This is a genomic window from Sphaerotilus sp., from assembly GCF_041083715.1.
Taxonomy (GTDB): Bacteria; Pseudomonadota; Gammaproteobacteria; order Burkholderiales; family Burkholderiaceae_C; genus Sphaerotilus.
The window spans coordinates 1-18,605 of the sequence record NZ_JBFPGY010000342.1 but is presented as its reverse complement, the minus strand read 5'-3'; the positions used below and the strand labels follow the sequence as shown (position 1 = coordinate 18,605).

14 protein-coding genes are annotated in these 18,605 nt (G+C 67.9%); 8 read left to right on the top strand and 6 right to left on the bottom strand.

The window, feature by feature from the left end; translation table 11 throughout:
- Both AB3X43_RS16255 and AB3X43_RS16250 read left to right on the top strand, forming a co-directional pair.
- Positions 1-331 (top strand): TOBE domain-containing protein (locus AB3X43_RS16255; protein WP_369430908.1); only part of this gene is annotated, 331 nt, incomplete at its 5' end.
- 110 nt (positions 332-441) lie between these two features.
- Positions 442-1,413, top strand: coding sequence for a glucokinase (locus AB3X43_RS16250; protein WP_369430907.1), 972 nt, complete (start codon positions 442-444; stop codon positions 1,411-1,413).
- An 85-nt stretch (positions 1,414-1,498) separates the two neighbouring features.
- Here AB3X43_RS16250 and AB3X43_RS16245 read toward each other — a convergent pair whose 3' ends face one another.
- The 5 genes from AB3X43_RS16245 to smc form a co-directional block, all read right to left on the bottom strand.
- Complete coding sequence (locus AB3X43_RS16245; protein ID WP_369430906.1) at positions 1,499-2,875, bottom strand: hypothetical protein; 1,377 nt, start codon at positions 2,873-2,875, stop codon at positions 1,499-1,501.
- Positions 2,868-3,281 (bottom strand): hypothetical protein, encoded by a 414-nt coding sequence (locus AB3X43_RS16240; protein WP_369430905.1) that lies wholly within the window; start codon positions 3,279-3,281, stop codon positions 2,868-2,870. Before AB3X43_RS16240 ends, AB3X43_RS16245 begins: the two co-directional genes overlap by 8 nt.
- Before the next feature lie 302 nt (positions 3,282-3,583).
- Positions 3,584-5,740, bottom strand: a complete 2,157-nt coding sequence (gene ligA / locus AB3X43_RS16235) for an NAD-dependent DNA ligase LigA (RefSeq protein ID WP_369430904.1) — start codon at positions 5,738-5,740, stop codon at positions 3,584-3,586.
- A 38-nt stretch (positions 5,741-5,778) separates the two neighbouring features.
- Positions 5,779-6,936, bottom strand: a complete 1,158-nt coding sequence (locus tag AB3X43_RS16230) for a cell division protein FtsZ (RefSeq protein ID WP_369430903.1) — start codon at positions 6,934-6,936, stop codon at positions 5,779-5,781.
- Between the two features lie 46 nt (positions 6,937-6,982).
- Positions 6,983-10,498 carry a chromosome segregation protein SMC gene (smc, locus tag AB3X43_RS16225; protein ID WP_369430902.1) on the bottom strand — a complete coding sequence of 1,172 codons (3,516 nt, stop codon included), beginning with the start codon at positions 10,496-10,498 and terminating at the stop codon, positions 6,983-6,985.
- 148 nt (positions 10,499-10,646) lie between these two features.
- Here smc and AB3X43_RS16220 point away from each other — a divergent pair, with 148 nt between their 5' ends.
- On the top strand, positions 10,647-11,879 hold the full coding sequence (locus AB3X43_RS16220) for an MFS transporter (RefSeq protein ID WP_369430901.1): 1,233 nt from the start codon (positions 10,647-10,649) through the stop codon (positions 11,877-11,879).
- A gap of 14 nt (positions 11,880-11,893) precedes the next feature.
- Here the strand turns inward: AB3X43_RS16220 and AB3X43_RS16215 are convergent, their stop codons facing one another.
- Positions 11,894-12,814, bottom strand: a complete 921-nt coding sequence (locus tag AB3X43_RS16215) for a peptidylprolyl isomerase (RefSeq protein ID WP_369430900.1) — start codon at positions 12,812-12,814, stop codon at positions 11,894-11,896.
- Between AB3X43_RS16215 and AB3X43_RS16210 the strand changes: the two genes are divergently transcribed.
- The 5 genes from AB3X43_RS16210 to dapE all read left to right on the top strand — a co-directional run.
- Positions 12,792-14,069 (top strand): acyltransferase family protein, encoded by a 1,278-nt coding sequence (locus tag AB3X43_RS16210; protein WP_369430899.1) that lies wholly within the window; start codon positions 12,792-12,794, stop codon positions 14,067-14,069. The genes AB3X43_RS16215 and AB3X43_RS16210 overlap by 23 nt on opposite strands.
- 9 nt (positions 14,070-14,078) lie before the next feature.
- Positions 14,079-15,308 carry a succinyldiaminopimelate transaminase gene (gene dapC, locus AB3X43_RS16205; RefSeq protein ID WP_369430898.1) on the top strand — a complete coding sequence of 410 codons (1,230 nt, stop codon included), beginning with the start codon at positions 14,079-14,081 and terminating at the stop codon, positions 15,306-15,308.
- A gap of 35 nt (positions 15,309-15,343) precedes the next feature.
- A complete protein-coding gene (dapD, locus tag AB3X43_RS16200; protein WP_369430897.1) occupies positions 15,344-16,174 on the top strand; it encodes a 2,3,4,5-tetrahydropyridine-2,6-dicarboxylate N-succinyltransferase in 831 nt (276 codons plus the stop codon).
- A 29-nt stretch (positions 16,175-16,203) separates the two neighbouring features.
- Positions 16,204-17,475 carry a PilT/PilU family type 4a pilus ATPase gene (locus tag AB3X43_RS16195; protein WP_369430896.1) on the top strand — a complete coding sequence of 424 codons (1,272 nt, stop codon included), beginning with the start codon at positions 16,204-16,206 and terminating at the stop codon, positions 17,473-17,475.
- A 46-nt stretch (positions 17,476-17,521) separates the two neighbouring features.
- A partial coding sequence (gene dapE, locus AB3X43_RS16190; protein WP_369430895.1) for a succinyl-diaminopimelate desuccinylase occupies positions 17,522-18,605 on the top strand: 1,084 nt, incomplete at its 3' end.

Below are 18,605 nucleotides of genomic sequence, written 5' to 3'. Positions count from 1 at the left end.
CCAGGGCAACGCGCAGGGCGTGGTCGCCAGCGGCGTGACGCTGCCGACCAGCGCCGCGCAGCGGGCCGCCGTCAAGCCTGGCCAGAAGCTCATCTACGGCCTGCGCCCCGAGGCGCTGAGCTTCGCCGACAGCGGCGTGGCCGGCGAGATCACGATGCTGGAGCCGACCGGCCCGGAAACCTACGTCAGCGTCAAGACCGCCGCAGGCCTGCTGGTCGTGCGCGCGCCGGGCAAGGTGCTGCACCAGGTCGGCGACCGGGTGCATCTGGGCTGGGGCACGCACGACGTGCACCTGTTCGATGCCGAGAGCCAGAAGCGCCTCGCCGACTGATTGAAGTAGGCGAGAAACCGGCGGCGCGCTACGATGCGCGCCGTCGGCGCTTGTGCTGCAAGCACCGCCGCACCGTTCCTGAACTTCCTCTTTCGCGTCCGCTGCCCGCCATGACCTCACGTTCGCCCTTCCCCCGACTCGTGGCCGATGTCGGCGGCACCAACGCCCGCTTCGGCTGGATCGCCGACGAAGGTGCCGCGATCGACGCGGTGCGCACTCTGCCATGCGCAGAACACGCGACACTCGCCGATGCGGTACGCGCCTATCTGGCCGGACTCGGCCGGGGCCAACCGGGCTCCATGGCCATGGGCATCGCCAACCCGATCACGGGGGACGAGGTGCGCATGACCAACCACCACTGGCAGTTCTCGATCTCGGGCCTGCAGGCTGAACTCGGGCTGCAGCGGCTGGTGGTGATCAACGATTTCACGGCGCTCGCGCTCTCGCTGCCCTCGCTGCAGCCGCACGAGTTGCGGCAGATCGGTGGTGGCGCAGCGCGGGCGCAGGCCCCGATGGCACTGATCGGGCCGGGGACCGGGCTGGGTGTGTCGGGGCTGGTGCCTGCAGGCGCGCAGTGGGTGGCGCTGGCGGGCGAAGGCGGTCACGTCACGCTGCCGGCCACCACCGAACGCGAGGCGGCGCTGATCGCGCTGCTGGGCCAGCGTTACGGCCATGCCTCGGCCGAGCGCGCCATCTGCGGCGCAGGGCTGGTGGCGCTGTACGACGCCGTGTGCACGCTCGACGGCGCCACGCCGGAAGCGCTCACCCCGGCCGATGTCACGTCACGGGCGCTGGCGGGCACCTGCGCGCGCAGCGGGGAAGCCGTGGCGCATTTCTGCGCGCTGCTGGGCAGCGTGGCGGGCAATCTGGCGCTGACACTGGGCGCACTCGGTGGGGTCTACATCGGCGGAGGCATCGTGCCACGGCTCGGCGAGGCCTTCGACCGCTCCGACTTCCGCCAGCGTTTCGAGGCCAAGGGCCGCTTCAGCGGCTATCTGGCGCAGATGCCGGTGTTCGTGATCGATGCCAGCGTGTCACCGGCCTTGCTGGGTGTGGCGCGGGCCCTCGACCAGGAACTCTGAATCCACCCATGACCTGATTCGATCCGGCCATGAAACAAAAAAGCCGCAGCAACCGCTGCGGCTTTTTCATGGGACCGTCGAACGATCAGAGCTTGTAAGTCGGCAGACCGGTGAAGTCGTAGGTTGCCGAGGGACTGTACGGCGTGACCTCCGGCTTGGCCCAGGTGTTATCGGCGTTCTTCGACAGGACCACCTTGACCGGGAAGGTCAGCTTGGTCTGCTGGATGAAGCCCGGGATGTCGCTGTAGTTGAAGGTCTTCGAATACACCTCGCCAGACTTGGCCGTCGCGATCTGCAAGGTCGCGAAGGTTTGTGCGGGCAACTGCGCACGAACCGTTGTGACAGCCACCCAGTAAGTGCCCGGCAGCAACTTCGTCTCGTCACACGAAGCGTAGTAGTGCTCCGGCCCCATGTCAGTGGCGGTCAAGCCCAGACTGTCCTTGTCCAGATAGCCAGCATAGCCCTGCTTCGAGATATCGCCGCCGCCGCCCTTGCCCGGGTCGCCAGTGGTCGAGAAGTGCACCCATTGCACATAGGACGAGCTGGTGACCGGAGGCGTCGGTTCGATGACGTGCAGATCGAAGTCGTTCTGCTTGGGCGTGCCATCGGCATTGGTGCCGATCGCAGCAGCCGGTGCCGACCACGAGAGCGTTGCCGTGAAGAAGCCCTGGTTGCTCGCGGGCGTCGGAATGGTCAAGACCGCCATGCTGGCCGTGAGTGCAGTCTTGACTGCATCCGCAGGCAGCGCCGAAAGCTCTTGGCGGGACACGGACGTATCCGTCACACCCAGCTTTGCGAAGGCCTTGTTCGCGAACAGCGTACCCTGCGAATACGACACCATCAGCAGCTTCTGGCGCTCGGTGTAGAGCGCCTGGGCACGGGCCAGCTGGCGAGCCGCCAGCGTGGTGCTGCTGCTGTCCAGTTCGGTCTGGAGGGCGGTCTTCGCCGCAGTCGCCAAGCTGGCAATCGTTGCGGGAAATGCCGAGGTGACGGCCAGGAAGCGAGAGTCCGCCGACTTGGCTGCCAGCACCGACCAGTTCTGGGTGCTGCCACCGGCCATGTCCCAGAAGTACTCCCAGTTCTGGGTGAGCGCTCCGTCGAGCAGCTTGCGGTATTCCCCTGCCAGGGCCTGGAAGCGCGACTCGGTGGCACCGCTGGTCGTTCCGGCCGTGCTGTAGAAGGTTTCGTAGCGAACTGGCTCGGCTTTGCCGGCAGCGGTCGTCGCGGTTTCAGCGGCACCCGTGTACTTGCCGTGACGCGCAATGCGCAGTGCGGCGCGCTGGGCATCGGCATCCTCGGGCATGGCGAAAGTGCCGTTGTAATACGCAACGACATAACCCCCGTCAGGCTCACAGATCGTCGATGCAGCCTGGGCAATGCCCAGTGTGCCGGCAGCCAGCAGGCCCAAGGCAGCGCCCGTCAGCGGGCGGATGAAGGTGTGGGTATTGCGGCGATCAGACACAGCCGTCTCCTTGGGGTGCGCGGGCCACGGTGTCATTGACCAGCTCGACATACGCGAGATAGGCCTTGACGCGGGCATCGGTGTTGACCGTCACACGGCGCAGGTCCGCCACGGCCTTGTAGCCGGCCTCGATCGAAGCCGATTTCTGCATGACACATTCCACGGCGTCGCTGGACGCCAGTCGCGCAGCACGCACAGCGGCGTCATCGGTCAGCGTCAGTGTCAAGACCGTCTGGTAGGCCTTGGCCAACTGGGCTGCCGCTTTTGGCAGATCGCCAGAATAGCCTTGTGTACCGATCCAGGCTGTGACGTCATCGCGCACACCATCGCCATTGGCATCGGTTCCGGCCACCGAAGTGGAACGGTCCAGCGACAGCACAGCGCCGCTGGTCTGCAGTTGGGTCATCACGGATGCAGCCGACTCCGTCGGCGCCGGTGCCGCCCCTCCACCGCCACCACCACACCCTGTCAGCACACCCAGGGCCACCAGCCCCAGGAGTCGAGTTGTCTTGTTCAGCATCGATTCCACGCAATATAAGTTTAGGTTTTGTCGCGTCGAACAGTCTCACCAGATGAGCCAGCCATGACATGCATGGGCAACTGTCCAGCGGATCCTGCTGCCCGACAAAACACATTCTCGAACCGGCGAAGAGCCAAACACACCCTCTATTCAGGTGGTCACGAATTGAACATTTCCACTATTGCCAATTAAGCGGCATTTGCATGTGTACCGGTTTCACCGCTGTGGCCGATCAGTGCCAGCAACCCCGCTTCATCGAGGATGGACAGGCCCAGCGCCTGAGCCTTTTCCAGCTTGGACCCGGCCTCGGCCCCCGCGACCACGTAGTGCGTCTTCTTCGACACCGAGCCGCTGACCTTGCCCCCTGCCGCCTCGATCAGCTCCTTGGCCTCGTCGCGCCCGAGGGTGGGCAGTGTGCCGGTCAGTACCAGTGTCAGACCAGCCAGCGGCTGCGGACCGACGTCGGGCACGCCATCGTGCTCGTCCCAGGTCAGACCGCAGGCACGCAGCTGCTCGACCACCTCGCGGTTGTGCGGCTGGTCGAAAAAGGTGCGCAGGCTCTGCGCGACCACAGGCCCCACATCGGCCACCTCGACCAGCTGCTCGACGGCGGCATCCATCAGCCGGTCAACGCTGCCGAAATGACGGGCCAGCGCCTTCGCGGTGGACTCGCCCACATGCCGGATGCCAAGGGCGTAGAGAAAGCGCCCCAGCGTCGTGTGGCGGCTCTTCTCCAGCGCATCGACCAGGTTCTGCGCACTGCGCTCGCCCATGCGGTCCAGCGCCGCCAGCTTCACCACGCCCAGCCGATACAGCTCCGGCAGCGTGCGCACGATGCCTGCATCGACGAGCTGTTCGACCACCTTGTCGCCCAGCCCCTCGATGTCCATCGCCCGCCGGCCGGCGAAATGCAGGATCGCCTGCTTGCGTTGCGCGGGGCAGAACAGGCCGCCGGTGCAGCGCCAGTCGGCCTCGCCCTCTTCGCGCACGATGTCGCTGCCGCAGACGGGGCAATGGCCACCGAGGCGCTTGTACAGGTCGAACGGCACGCCTGCATCGACCGGCCGGCGCTCCAGCACGACGCCGACCACCTCGGGGATCACGTCACCTGCCCGCCGCACGATGACGGTGTCACCCGCGCGCACGTCCTTGCGCCGCGTCTCGTCCTCGTTGTGCAGCGTGGCGTTGCTCACCGTCGTGCCACCGACGAAGACCGGCTCCAGCTTGGCCACCGGCGTGAGCTTGCCGGTGCGGCCGACCTGGATGTCGATCTCGCGCACCACCGTCATCTGCTCCTGCGCCGGGTACTTGTGCGCCACCGCCCAGCGCGGCTCACGGCTGACGAAGCCGAGTTGCTGCTGCAAGGCCAGGTCATCGACCTTGTAGACGACGCCGTCGATGTCGAAGGGCAGCTGGTCGCGCTGCACACCGACGCGCAGGTGGAACGCGGCCAGCCCGTCGGCCCCCTCCACCACCGCCCGTTCGGCGCATACCGGGAGGCTGAAGGCGTCCAGCGCGTCCAGCACACCGCTGTGCGTGGCCGGCATCGCCCAGCCCTGCACCTCGCCCAACCCATAGGCGAAGAAGCTCAGCGGACGCTCGGCTGCCAGCGCCGGGTCGTGCTGGCGCACTGCGCCGGCCGCGGCATTGCGCGGATTCACGTAGGTGCGCTCGCCCTTGTCTCCGCGGGCGATGCGCTCGCGCTGGCGTTCGTTGAGTCGGTCGAAGTCGTCGCGGCGCATGTAGACCTCGCCGCGCACCTCCAGCACCGCCGGTATCCCGCTCGGCACGTCGCGCAGCCGCAGCGGGATCTGGCCGATGGTGCGGATGTTCTGGGTGACGTCCTCGCCGCTTTCACCGTCCCCGCGGGTGGCGGCCTGCACCAGCACGCCAGCCACGTAGCGCAGGTTGATCGCCAGCCCATCGAACTTCAGCTCGCAGGCATAGCGCAGCGGTGGTGCCTCGTCGGTCAGCCCCAGCTCGCGGCGAACTCGGGCATCGAACGCCACGGCACCTGCTGGCTCCGTGTCCGTCTCGGTGCGGATGCTGAGCATCGGCACCGCATGGCGCACCGAATCGAACCCATCGAGCACCTGACCGAGCACACGCTGGGTCGGTGAATCCGGGGTGCGCAGTTCCGGATGCACGGCTTCGATGGCCTGCAGCGCCTGGAACAGGCGGTCGTACTCGGCGTCGGGAATCTCCGGCGTGTCGAGCACGTAGTAGCGGTGGGCGTGGTGGTGCAGTTGCCGGCGCAGTTCGGCAGCCTGCTCGGCCGGGGAGGCTTGTATATCGGGGCTGGACAGGAGGTCCGGCAGCGACGGGAAGAGATCGGATTGCGACATGCGCGCCAGTGTAGGCGCGCGCCTGCCGCAGGGGGAGCCTAGCTGAACAGGCGCCGCGCTGCGGGCGATCCTGCCGCCAGTTCGAACTCCGCCAGCTTGGCGTACAGGCCGTCCAGATCCTCGCGGATCAGCGCGAATGCGCCTGCGTTGAGCGGGCGACCTTCGTCGTCGTTGACATCCGCATCGAGCGCGATGGCAAGCGCCTGCCCGGAGGCACACCAGGCGTTGAACGGCTGCTCGGCCTGCGGCGTCTGCGGCACGTCGAACACCAGCGACATCTCGGAGACCCAGGACCGGTCCGGATCCTCGGCCAGCGCCGCCTGGGCATCGAACACCAGCGCCAGCACCGGCGGCGCATCGTCGCCGCGACCGGGCAGGATGAGCCGGCCGGGCACCGGCCCGCTGACGAATCCATGCCGTGCCGCATGCTGCTGGATCCAGCTCACCGGCCACTCGCCTTGGCGCGCAGTCAGTCGCATGGCCAGCTGTGCGTCATGGTGCACGGCCACCCGGTCCAGCGCACGCGCCCGGGCCACCACGTCCAGCATGTCCGGGAACTCGGCCTCTGCCGACAGCGGCTCGGCAAAGCGCTGGATGATCTGGACAAACTCCGAATACTCGATCTCGTTGACAGCACCGAGCCGGTTGGCGAGTTGCAGCCCCGCACGCAGTTCGCTGTAGGACTGTCCGGCGGCGGGCGTTTCCCATTCCTGGGTCTGGCGGTTGCAGCCCTCGATCAGGAAGGGCTTGCCACCGGCCCGGCGGGACGGCGGCCAGTGCGCCAGCACGGTCTCGCCAGACAACGACTGCTCAGGGACCAACCGGGCGACAGCGTCGATCAGGGCGTCGATGCGCGGGACCACCACAGGCCGGCGCGCCAGCACATTCAGTGCCGCAGGCACGGCCACCAGCCGCTGCTCGATGGCCTCGGCGGGCACAGCCCCCGGCACGTCTTCCAGTGGAATCGGCTCGGTCGGCACATGGTCCGAATCGAAACTCGGTTCTTGGTGGACAGGCTGCATCGCGACAGGCACCGTGGCCACGTCCGGCACACCCGGCGTCGCAGCATCCGCCGCGGAAGGCTTGGGCAGACGCGGCTTGCCTCCGACCCGGCGGGTCTGCCAAGCGCCATGCCCGACGACAGCGGCGAGCACCAGCCCACCGACGATGGCCAACCAAACTTGCAATGAATTCATCGATCCCCGGGTTCCTGGTCATGGCCTGAACAGTGTGTCGCCCACCTCACGGTAGCTCAGCCAGTGAGACTGCCGCCTCCATGTCCACCGCGACGATCCGCGACACACCCTGTTCCTGCATTGTCACGCCGATCAATTGTTCGGCCATCTCCATTGCAATTTTGTTGTGCGAAATGAAAAGAAACTGCGTACCGGACGACATTTGACGGACCAGACGGGCATATCGCTCGGTATTGGCGTCGTCGAGTGGTGCATCCACCTCATCCAGCAGGCAGAACGGCGCCGGGTTGAGCAAAAAGATCGCGAACACCAGGGCGATCGCGGTGAGCGCCTTCTCGCCGCCGGACAGCAGATGGATGGTCGAATTCTTCTTGCCGGGCGGCTGGGCCATGACCTGCACGCCGGCATCGAGAATCTCGTCACCCGTCATCACCAGCCGGGCCTGCCCGCCGCCGAACAGGCTCGGGAACATCCGCCCGAAGCCATCGTTGACCTGGTCGAAGGTGGCCTTGAGCAGGTCCCGGGTCTCCAGGTCGATCTTGTGGATCGCAGCTTCCAGCGTCTGCATGGCGTCGGTCAGGTCGGCCACCTGCGCATCCAGGAACTGCCGGCGCTCCCTGGCGGCACCGAGTTCATCCAGCGCGGCCAGATTCACGGCGCCCAGCGTGTTGATCTCGCGCTGGATGCGGTCGATCTCGCCCTGCAGCCCGTGCAGGCGCACGCCATCCTGCACGATGCCGGCGGCCAGCGCCTCCAGATCGACCGCCGCTGCCTGCAACTGCTCCAGGAACTGCGCACCCCCCAGCTGCGCGGCCTGTGCTTCGAGCTGCAGCCTCGTGATCTCGTCGCGCAGTGGCTGCAGGCTGCGCTCGTGCGTGGCGCGCTGCTCGTCGGCGCGGCGCATCTGCTGCGAGAGTTCGTCCCACGCCTGGCGGGCGGACGACAGCGCCTGCTCGCGCTCGACGCGCAGCGCCAGCGCCTCCTGCAGCCCGCCTTCGGCTGCGGCGTCGTCGAGCTCGGCGAGTTCGGCGGCGAGCTGCTCCAGCGCACGTTCATGGATGGTGCGCTGCTGCGCGGCGGTTTCCAGCCCACGCTGCAGTTCGCCGCGCCGGGCCAGCAGCGCGCGGGCGGCGAACTGCGACTCCTGCGCCGTGCGCTCCAGGCCGCGCAGCTGCTCGCGCGCATCCGCCAACCGCCGCTCGGCGCCGATCACGGCGTCTTCCAGCTCGGCGTGGCGCTCCTGCTCGGTGGCGAGCTGCAGGTCGAGCTCCTCGAAACGCGCCTCACCGGTCATGCGGCGCTCTTCGAGTTCTTCGATCTGCACATCGACCTCGGCGAGTTCGGTGTCGAGCTGGTCACGGCGGCGTGTCACCTGCTCGGCCTGCTGCGTCAGGCGCAGGACTTCGACCTGCAGCTGGTGCGCCCGCGTCTGGCTGTCGGCGGCGTCGCGGCGTGCGCCGGCCAGGCGCTGCGCTGCGTCCGTGTAAGCCGCTTCGGCGCGGACCAGCGCGCTGCGGGTCTCGTCCGCCATCAGCGCCTGGGCGCGGACCTGGGTTTCCAGGTTCTCGATCTCCTGCGCACGTGCCAGCAGGCCCGCCTGCTCCGAATCCGGCGCATGGAAACTCACCGCATAGGCGCTCACCGCATGACCGGCCGGCGTCAGGATCAGCTCGCCGTGGCTCAGCCGGCTGCGCAGCGCCAGCGCCTCCTCGACGTTGGCCGCGGTGTAGACACCCTCCAACCAGTCATTGAGCAGCGCCATCAGCCCCGGATCGCCGACGCGCAGCAGATCGGTCAGCCGCGGCAGCGTGCGGTGCGTGTTGGCGATGGCAGCGGTCGGGGGTGAATAGAAGGCGAGCTTGGCCGGGGGCGGGTCCAGGTCGAAGCCACGCACCGTTTCGATGCGCCCGACTTCCAGCGCCTGAAGCCGCTCGCGCAAGGCCGATTCGAGCGCGGTTTCCCAACCCGGCTCGATGTGGATGCGACGCCAGAGGCCCTGCAGCCCGTCCAGTCCGTGCCGCGCCAGCCAGGGCCGCAGCTTGCCTTCGGTCTGCACTTTCTCCTGCAGGGCGCGCAGGGCATCGAGCCGCGCCGTCAGTGCCGACTGGCGAGCGGACTCGCCGTTGGCCGCGTGCTGCTGGCCACGCCGCTGCTCGTCGAGCGTCGGCACCAGTTCGGAGAGTTCGTGCAGGCGCGCATCGGCGAGTTCCTGCACCTCCTGCGCCCGTGCGAGCTGGGCACGCAGGTCGTCCAGCCGATGGTCGTCGGGCGTGCCGAGCTGGCGGCGTTCGGCGGACAGGCGCTCCCGGCGCCCCTGCAGCTCCCGGCCGCGTTCGTCCAGGTGGCGCGACTGCGCGGCGAGCAGCTGGATCTGCTGCTGCACCTCGCTGGCACGGATGCGCTGCGTGGCAGCGCGCTGGCTGGCCTGGCGCAGCGTGTCCTCGACGGCAGGCAGCGCCATCGAACGCTCTTCCACCTGCGCCACGAGGATCTCGCCCTGCTCCTGCGCTGCGGCGAGCTGACCGGCCAGCGTCTCCAGCTCGGCCTCGGCGTGTTCGCGGCGCAGCGTCCACTGCTGCGTCTGCGCACTGATCTCGGCTTGCCGCTGCTGGCCGCGCTGGCGCGCATCGACGACATGGCGGATGCGCTCCTCCAGCCGGCTGACCTGCATCGAGGCTTCAGCCAGCGCGGACTGGGCAGCGTGCAACCCATCGCTGGCCTCGTAGTGTGTCTGGCGCAGCGACTCCTGCTCGGCCTCGGTCTGGCGCAGCTCGGCGAGGCGCGACTCCAGCGCATTGGTCGCGGCCAGCTCAGCCAGACGGACCCGCTCACGCTCGCTGGTGGCGTCGCGGTGCTTCAGGAACCAGAGCTGGTGCAGCTTGAGCGTGCCGTTGTCCTGCAGCGTGCGGTAGCGCAGCGCGACCTCGGCCTGCGCTTCGAGCTTGTCCAGGTTGGTGGTCAGCTCGCGCAGGATGTCGTCCACGCGGGTCAGGTTCTCGCGCGTGTCCTTCAGGCGGTGCTCGGTCTCGCGGCGGCGTTCCTTGTACTTGGACACGCCGGCCGCTTCTTCCAGGAACAGCCGCAGCTCCTCCGGCCGCGACTCGATGATCTTGCTGATCGTGCCCTGGCCGATGATGGCGTAGGCACGCGGGCCCAGACCGGTGCCGAGGAACACGTCCTGCACGTCGCGGCGGCGCACCGGCTGGTTGTTGATGTAGTAGGTACTGGTGCCGTCGCGGGTGAGCACGCGCTTGACCGCGATCTCGGCGTACTGGTTCCATGACCCACCCGCGCGGCCGGCGTCGTTGCTGAACGCGAGTTCGACGCTGGAGCGGCTGGCCGGCTTGCGGTTGCCGGAGCCGTTGAAGATCACGTCCTGCATCGACTCGCCGCGCAGCTCGCTGGCCTTCGACTCTCCCAGCACCCAGCGCACCGCATCCATGATGTTGGACTTGCCGCAGCCGTTGGGACCGACGACGCCGACGAGCTGCCCCGGCAGCTGGAAATGCGTCGGATCGGCGAAGGACTTGAAGCCCGAGAGCTTGATCGAATTCAGACGCATTGTTCAGGCATGGCGGCGATCTAAGCCTTTGATTTCAAAGGAATTTTCTGTAAATACAGGGGCAATGGACGGCGGCGATGATAGCACCGCCCCCACACCGGTCTGCCAACTTGGGCACACTGACAGACCCTCTTCACCCGACGCCTTGATGCCCGACGCCCCTGCCCTGACCCCGCGCCGTGAACGCGCCATGCTGCTGACACTGGCAGCGGTCCAATTCGTTCACATCGTCGATTTCATGGTCATGATGCCGCTCGGCCCGCAACTGACACGCATCTTCGGCATCAGCGACGCGCAGTTCGGCCTGCTGATCTCGGCCTACACGCTGGCGGGTGGCGCTTCCGGACTGGCGGCCACCACCTACATCGACCGCTTCGAGCGCCGCCGGCTGCTGCTGATGCTGTTTGCCGGGCTGGCGGTGGCGACGCTGGCGTGCGGACTGGCGCCGACGTTCACGACGCTGATGGCAGCGCGTGTGGCCGCCGGGCTGTTCGGCGGGGTGCTCGGGGCGCTGGTGCAGACCATCGTGGCCGACACCATCCCGTTCGAGCGACGCGGCGCCGCGATGGGCATCGTGATGTCGGCGTTCTCGATGGCGACCGTCGCGGGCGTGCCGGCATCGCTGTGGCTGGCGAGCCTGTACGGCTGGCACATGCCGTTCGTGGCGATCGCGAGCGTCTCGGTGCTGGTCTGGACCCTCGCGCTGCGCCAGGTGCCGACGCTGACCGGCCACCTCGGTCCGAAACAGACCGCAGAGGGCACGCTGCACCACCTGCGCGCCGTGCTGGCCGAGCGCAACCACTGGCGCGCGTTCGGACTGTCGATGCTGATGATGGCGAGCAGCTTCGCGATGATTCCCTACATCACCATCTTCACCACCACCAACCTCGGCCTGACCGCGCAGCAGGTGCCGCTGATCTACCTCATCGGCGGCGTGGCGACGCTGTTCACCGCGCGGCTGTGGGGGAGGCTGGCCGACCAGTGGGGCAAGGTGCCGACCTTCCGGCTGATCGCGCTGCTGGCGCTGGTGCCGATCCTGACGCTGCCACAGTTGGCAGGGGTGTCGCTGGTCGGCGTGCTGGTGGTGACGACGCTGTTCTTCGTGCTGGTGTCGGGCCGCATGGTGCCGGGCATGGCACTGATCACCTCGGCGGTCGAGCCGCGCCGGCGCGGCGCGTTCATGAGCCTGAACAACGCGCTGCAGTCGGCGGCAATGGGCGTGGCGTCGCTGCTCGGCGGGCTGATGATCTCGCGCGATGCACAGGGGCTGGTACACGGCTACGAGCGCACGGGGTGGCTGGCACTGGGCTGCACGGTGGCGATGGTATGGCTGGTGGGGCGGCTGCGGGTGGTGGCGGGCAACCGCGCTGCCGCCACCTGACGCAGCCGGACGGTTCAGCGCGTCTGCCGTGCCGTCGAGACCACCACATTCGGGATCGGCACGCAGCCCAGCGCACTGGAAACAAACCCCGCGATCGTCTGGCACGGCGCGCTGGTCATCGCCGACACCACGTCGGTGCCGGCCGTGATGCTGGCGAACACGGCGTAGCCCGCGTTGGTCGCGGTCTTGTCGAGGGCGCTGGCGTTGTCCTTCAGGTTGATGAAGAACTCGGACGTCGCCGAGTTGGCCGCAGTGGTGCGCGCCATCGCCACGCTCCACTGCACATTGCTCAGCCCGTTGCCGGCTTCCAGCGTGATGGCCGGATTGGTCGTCTTGTGCGTCGGCACGGTGCCCGCCACGACCGGCGACGGGTAGCCGCCGCCCTGCACGACAAAGTTGGTCTGCACCCGGTGGAACACCGTGTTGTCGTAGAAACCACTGCGCACATAGGCCAGGAAATTGGCGGTCGTGATCGGCGCCAGATCGGAGCGCAGCGTGAAGACGACATCGCCGTTGACCCCCGCGCCGTTGCTGACCGCCATCGTCACCTGCGGCAGCGGCACGGTGAAGTTCAGCGTGTGCAGCACAGCGCCGGTGTCGGTGCGGCGCAGTTCCATTGTCTGATTGCCGACCGACTGCACATCGCAGAGGTAGTGCAGGGTCGTCGCGCTGCTGGCGTACTGGGTGGCGGCGGCCGGCAGGATGGTCTTGCAGGCGGTCGAGACGGGGGTGAGGCCCTGGTCGAGCAGCTCGCCCTGGACGGTGATGTGCAGCGACTGGCCGTACACCGGCGTGTCCGCAGTGGCCGAGGTCACCCGCATCGTGGCGGGCACAGCGGGGGCGTCACTGCCACCCCCGCCGCAGCCGGCGAGCAAGGCGGTGGTCAACAGGGGCAGCGCGGCGCGCACGCTCGTGGAATACAAGGAAATGGGCATGATTCGTGGTGTTGATAGCGACCCCATGGAGGGCGATCCAGTGTATGCAGCACCCACGCAACGACCCCGCGCGCCCGAGTCAAACGACGCGAATCGCGAGAAACGTCGCGAAGTTCCGGGGCAGCGTCTGTATTTCCTAGACTGGCTGCGCATCGGTGCCTTCGGACTGCTGGTGCTCTACCACGTCGGGATGTACTACGTCCCTTGGCCATTCCACGTCAAAAGCCCGCACCCGGTGGCCGGGCTGGAGCCCTGGATGCGGCTGACCGAGCCGTGGAGGATGAGCCTGATCTTCCTCGTCTCGGGTGCCGCGACGGCGAACCTGCTGCGTGGCGGGTCTCCCGCGCGGTGGTTGCGCCGGCGGACGCGGTTCCTGTTGCTGCCGCTGCTGACGGGTGTGGTGCTGGTCGTGCCGCCGCAGACTTACTTCGAAGTGATGCAGAAGTTCGGCTATCACGACGGCTTCCTGGCCTTTCTCGGGCGGTACTTCTCTGTGCTGTCGAACAGCCGGGATTTCTGCGCAGGGGTGGGAGCCGAGGCCCGTTGTCTGGTGATGCCGACGTGGAACCACCTGTGGTTCCTGCCCTACCTGTGGTGCTACACGGTGGGGCTGTGCGGGATGGTCCGCTGCTTCCCGGCCGCGACCCGCGCGCTCGTCACCACGCTGACACGCGAGCTGCGAGGCGCCGGCTTGTTCGTGCTGCCCACGCTGTGGCTGGCGCTGTGCCGGGGCGTGCTGCAGCCGCAGTTTCCGCAGACCCACGCACTCTGGGGAGACCTGTACGCCCACGCGATGTACGGGTTCGCGTTCGGGATGGGGGCGCTGCTGATGCGGATGGAAGACGGCTGGTCCCGGTTGGCGGCGGCGCGTCGCGTTGCACTGGTCGTGGCGGCGCTGGCGTGGACTGGGCTCGTGTTCATGCCGAGACACCCATCGTCCTCGGCCTGGTTCGTCGCCCTGTTCCAGTGGTCGGCCATCACGGCCCTGCTAGGCTTGGCGGTCGCCCACTTCGACCGCGACGCCCCCATTCGGCCGATGCTCGCCGAAGCGGTCTTTCCGGTGTACCTCGTGCATCAGACGGTGATGATCGTGTTCAGTCAGGTGCTGCTTGGCTGGTCGCTGCCGGTGGGGGTGGAAGCGCTGGTCCTGCTGAGTGCCACGGGCGGGATCAGCTTCGGCGTATACCAGCTGGTGCGGCGGCAGGCGTTCTTGCGGCCGTGGTTTGGTCTGCGCAATCGGTCCCATGCCCGATAATCCCGCCCCATGAACCCGCTGCTCTCGCGCCTCCAGCCCTACCCCTTCGAGCGGCTGCGCGCCCTCGTCAAGGACGTCCGCCCGAATGCGGACTTCGCCCCGATCAGCCTCGGCATCGGTGAACCCAAGCACCCGACGCCCGAGTTCCTGAAACTGGCACTGACCTCGTCGCTCGACGGGCTGGCCGCCTACCCGGCCACCGCAGGCCTGCCAGCGCTGCGCAAGTCGTGCGCCGGCTGGGTCCAGCGCCGCTATGGCGTGGCGCTGGACGCCGACACGCAGATCCTGCCGGTCAATGGTTCACGCGAGGCGCTGTTCTCGCTGGCGCAGACCGTCATCGACCCGACACGCGACGCGGCGACCGGCGGCCCAGTCGTCGTCTGCCCGAACCCCTTCTATCAAATCTATGAAGGCGCGGCCTACCTCTCCGGCGCCACGCCCGTCTTCGCCAACAGCGACCCGGCGCGCAACTTCGCCGCCGACTGGTCGCAGATCGACCACGCCACCTGGGCGCGCACGCAGCTGCTCTACGTCTGCTCGCCAGGCAACCCGACGGGTGCCGTGGTGCCGCTGGAAGAATGGGCCGAGCTGTTCGCCCTGTCCGACCGGCACGGCTTCGTGATCGCCTCGGACGAGTGCTACTCCGAGATCTACTTCCGCGACGAGGCCCCGCTCGGCGCGCTCGAAGCGGCCAAGCAGCTCGGCCGTGATGACTTCCAGCGCCTGATCGTGCTGACCAGCCTGTCCAAGCGCTCGAACGTGCCGGGCCTGCGCTCGGGCTTCGTCGCCGGGGATGCGCAGATCCTCAAGTCCTTCCTGCTCTACCGCACCTACCACGGCAGCGCGATGAGCACGACCGTGCAGCAGGCCAGCATCACCGCCTGGGACGACGAGGCGCACGTGGTCGAGAACCGCGCGCTCTACCGCCAGAAGTTCGCCCAGGTCACGCCCGTGCTGGCCGAGGTGCTGGACGTGGCGCTGCCAGACGCCAGCTTCTACCTGTGGGCCAAGGTGCCCGAGACCGTCTTCGGTGGCAGCGACACCGCATTCACCCGGGAACTGCTGGCTCAATACAATGTCGCGGTGCTGCCCGGCAGCTACCTGGCGCGCGAGGCGCACGGCATGAATCCCGGCGCCGGCCGCGTGCGCATGGCGCTGGTGGCCGGGGTCGAGGAATGCCTCGAAGCTGCCCGCCGCATTGCCGACTTCGTGCGCGCCAACACCCGCCGCGCCGCCTGAACCCCATCCCGCCCAACCGAATCCGAGAACACGCCATGTCCGATCTCAGCCAACTCCAGCACGTCATCGAAACCGCCTGGGAAGACCGCGCCAACCTGTCCATCGCCTCGGCCCCGGCCGAAGTGCGTGACGCCGTCAACCACGTCATCGACGCGCTCGACACCGGCAAGCTGCGCGTGGCCGAGCGCCAGGGCGTGGGCCAGTGGCACGTCAACCAGTGGGCCAAGAAGGCCGTGCTGCTGAGCTTCCGCCTGAACGACAACGCGCCGATGGCCGCGGGCGACCTGAACTTCTTCGACAAGGTGCCGACCAAGTTCGCCGGCATGAGCGAGGAGCAGCTGCGCGCCACCGGCGTGCGCGTGGTGCCGCCGGCCGTCGCGCGCCGCGGCAGCTTCGTCGCCAAGGGCGCGATCCTGATGCCGTCCTACGTCAACATCGGCGCCTACGTCGATGAAGGCACGATGGTCGACACCTGGGCCGCCGTCGGTTCCTGCGCGCAGATCGGCAAGAACGTGCACCTCTCGGGCGGCGTCGGCATCGGCGGCGTGCTGGAGCCGATGCAGGCCAATCCGACCATCATCGAGGACAACTGCTTCATCGGCGCGCGCTCCGAAGTGGTCGAAGGCGTGATCGTGGAAGAAAACTCGGTGCTGTCGATGGGCGTGTACATCGGCCAGAGCACCAAGATCTATGACCGCGCCACCGGCGAAGTCACCTACGGCCGCATCCCGTCGGGCTCGGTCGTCGTCAGCGGCAACCTGCCGAGCGCCGACGGCAAGTACAGCCTGTACTGCGCCGTGATCGTCAAGCGCGTCGACGCGCAGACCCGCGCCAAGACCAGCATCAACGACCTGCTGCGCGGCTGAACGCCATCACACGACCACGCGGGGGAACGATGAGCACCAAGAACATGGAACGCATCCTGCGGCTGATGGCCGAGAAGCGGGCGTCCGACGTCTTCCTCTCGGCCAACATGCCGGTGCTCATCAAGATCCACGGCCAGATCCTGCAGCTCACGCAGGAGCCGCTGGCGCCCAACCAGCCGCGCATGCTGCTGGGCGAGGTGATCACGGCGGCGCAGATGGAAGAACTGCTGGAGACCGGCGAGCTGAACATGGGCGTCCACATCAGCGGTGTGGGCACCTTCCGGCTCTCGGGCTTCAAGCAGCGCGACTCCATCGCCGCGGTCTTCCGCTTCATGCCGACCGAGATCCCGGCGCTGGACTCGCTCAACCTGCCGGAGATGCTGAACACGCTGTGCCTGGCCAAGCGCGGGCTGGTGCTGATGGTCGGCGCCACCGGCACTGGCAAGAGCACGACGCTGGCCTCGATGCTGCAGAACCGCAACAAGCAGGTCGCCGGCCACATCCTGACGATCGAGGATCCGATCGAGTTCCTCTTCACCAACTACAAGTCGGTGGTGAACCAGCGCGAGGTCGGCCGCGATGTGCAGTCGCTGCAGATCGGCCTGAAGAACGCCATGCGCCAGGCGCCGGACTGCATCTTCATCGGCGAGATCCGCGACCGCGAGACGATGAGCGCGGCGCTGTCGTATGCGCTGTCCGGCCACCTCGTGCTCTCGACGATGCATGCCAACAACAGCCACCACGCGCTGAGCCGCATCCTGTCGTTCTACACGCCCGAATCGCGGCCGACGCTGCTGTCCGATCTCGCCGCCGGTCTGAAGGCGATCGTCTCGCAGCGGCTGCTGCGCTCGACCCAGGGCGGGCGGGTGCCGGCGGTGGAGGTGCTGCTGAACACGCAGTTCGTCTCCGAACTGATCGAGCAGGGCAATTTTTCGGGCATCAAGGAGGCCATGGACCGCCTGATGGCCGAGGGCTCGCAGACCTTCGAGCAGGACATCGCCCGTCTCGTCACCGAACACCTCGTCACCCGCGACGAGGGCATCAGCCACGCCGACTCGCCGACCAACCTGCTCTGGCGCCTGCAGAACGACATGGCCAGCGGCAAGCGCCAGCAGGAGGAGGAGAAGGAGGCCGAGCCCGGGCCATCCTTCACCGAAATCACGCTGGACGTGGTGCCCGGCCAGAACCCGAATGCGCGCGGCAGTTTCTCGCCGTCACCGGCGCCCATGCCCACCAGCACGGCAGCGCCGCCCAGTTCGGCTGCGGTCAAACCGCTGCCCTTCCTGTCCAAGAAGCGCTGACACGCGCTCGAACGCTGAACAGCCGCCTCCCGCGGCCGTCCCTGACATGCACCTGCCCACCCTCGCCCTGGTCGAGCAACTCCTGGCCCGGCCCTCCCTCACCCCGAACGACGTGGGTTGTCAGGCGCTGATCGCCGACCGCCTGCGCCCGCTCGGCTTCGAGTGCGTCGACCTGCCCTTCGGCCCGGACGATTTCCGGGTCAGCAACCTGTGGGCGATCCGCCGCGGCACCGCAGACGGCCCGACGCTGGTGCTCGCCGGCCACACGGACGTGGTGCCGACCGGCCCGCTCGACCAGTGGACCTCCGACCCCTTCGTGCCCACGCACCGCGATGGCCGCCTCTACGGCCGTGGCAGCGCCGACATGAAGACCTCGCTGGCGGCGATGGTCGTGGCGGTGGAGGAGTTCGTCGTCGCGCACCCGGACCACCGCGGCGCCATCGCCTTCCTGCTCACCAGCGACGAGGAAGGCCCGGCGCACAGCGGCACCGTCAAGGTCTGCGAGTGGCTGGTCGAGCGCGGCGAACGGCTGGACGCCTGCATCGTCGGCGAGCCGACCTCCGTGCACAGCATCGGCGACATGGTCAAGAACGGGCGGCGCGGCTCGATGTCGGGCCGGCTGACCGTGCGCGGCGTGCAGGGCCACATCGCCTATCCGCAGCTCGCGAAGAACCCGATCCACCTCGCCGCACCGGCACTGGCCGAACTCTGCGCCATCGCGTGGGACCGTGGCAACGACCACTTCCCGCCGACGAGCTGGCAGATGTCCAACCTCCATGCCGGCACGGGAGCCACCAATGTCATTCCCGGCACGATGGTCGTGGACTTCAACTTCCGCTTCTCGACCGAGTCGACGCCGGAAGACCTGCAGCAGCGGGTCCGCGCCGTGCTGGACCGCCACCACCTGGACTACCAGATCGACTGGAGCCTGAGCGGACGCCCCTTCCTGACACGCCCCGGCCCGCTGGTCGATGCACTGGCGGGGGCCATCCGCGCGGTGACCGGGCTGGAGACCGAACTCTCCACGACCGGCGGCACGTCCGACGGCCGCTTCATCGCGCAGATCTGCCCGCAGGTGGTCGAATTCGGTCCGGTGAACGCCACGATCCACCAGATCGACGAACACTGCG

Excerpts from the sequence above, each read along its gene's own strand:
- AB3X43_RS16250 (WP_369430907.1), top strand. The coding sequence starts at position 442 with ATGACCTCACGTTCGCCCTTCCCCCGACTCGTGGCCGATGTCGGCGGC.
- AB3X43_RS16240 (WP_369430905.1), bottom strand. The coding sequence starts at position 3,281 with ATGACCCAACTGCAGACCAGCGGCGCTGTGCTGTCGCTGGACCGTTCC.
- ligA (WP_369430904.1), bottom strand. The coding sequence starts at position 5,740 with ATGTCGCAATCCGATCTCTTCCCGTCGCTGCCGGACCTCCTGTCCAGC.
- AB3X43_RS16230 (WP_369430903.1), bottom strand. The coding sequence starts at position 6,936 with ATGAATTCATTGCAAGTTTGGTTGGCCATCGTCGGTGGGCTGGTGCTC.
- smc (WP_369430902.1), bottom strand. The coding sequence starts at position 10,498 with ATGCGTCTGAATTCGATCAAGCTCTCGGGCTTCAAGTCCTTCGCCGAT.
- AB3X43_RS16220 (WP_369430901.1), top strand. The coding sequence starts at position 10,647 with ATGCCCGACGCCCCTGCCCTGACCCCGCGCCGTGAACGCGCCATGCTG.
- AB3X43_RS16215 (WP_369430900.1), bottom strand. The coding sequence starts at position 12,814 with ATGCCCATTTCCTTGTATTCCACGAGCGTGCGCGCCGCGCTGCCCCTG.
- dapC (WP_369430898.1), top strand. The coding sequence starts at position 14,079 with ATGAACCCGCTGCTCTCGCGCCTCCAGCCCTACCCCTTCGAGCGGCTG.
- dapD (WP_369430897.1), top strand. The coding sequence starts at position 15,344 with ATGTCCGATCTCAGCCAACTCCAGCACGTCATCGAAACCGCCTGGGAA.
- AB3X43_RS16195 (WP_369430896.1), top strand. The coding sequence starts at position 16,204 with ATGAGCACCAAGAACATGGAACGCATCCTGCGGCTGATGGCCGAGAAG.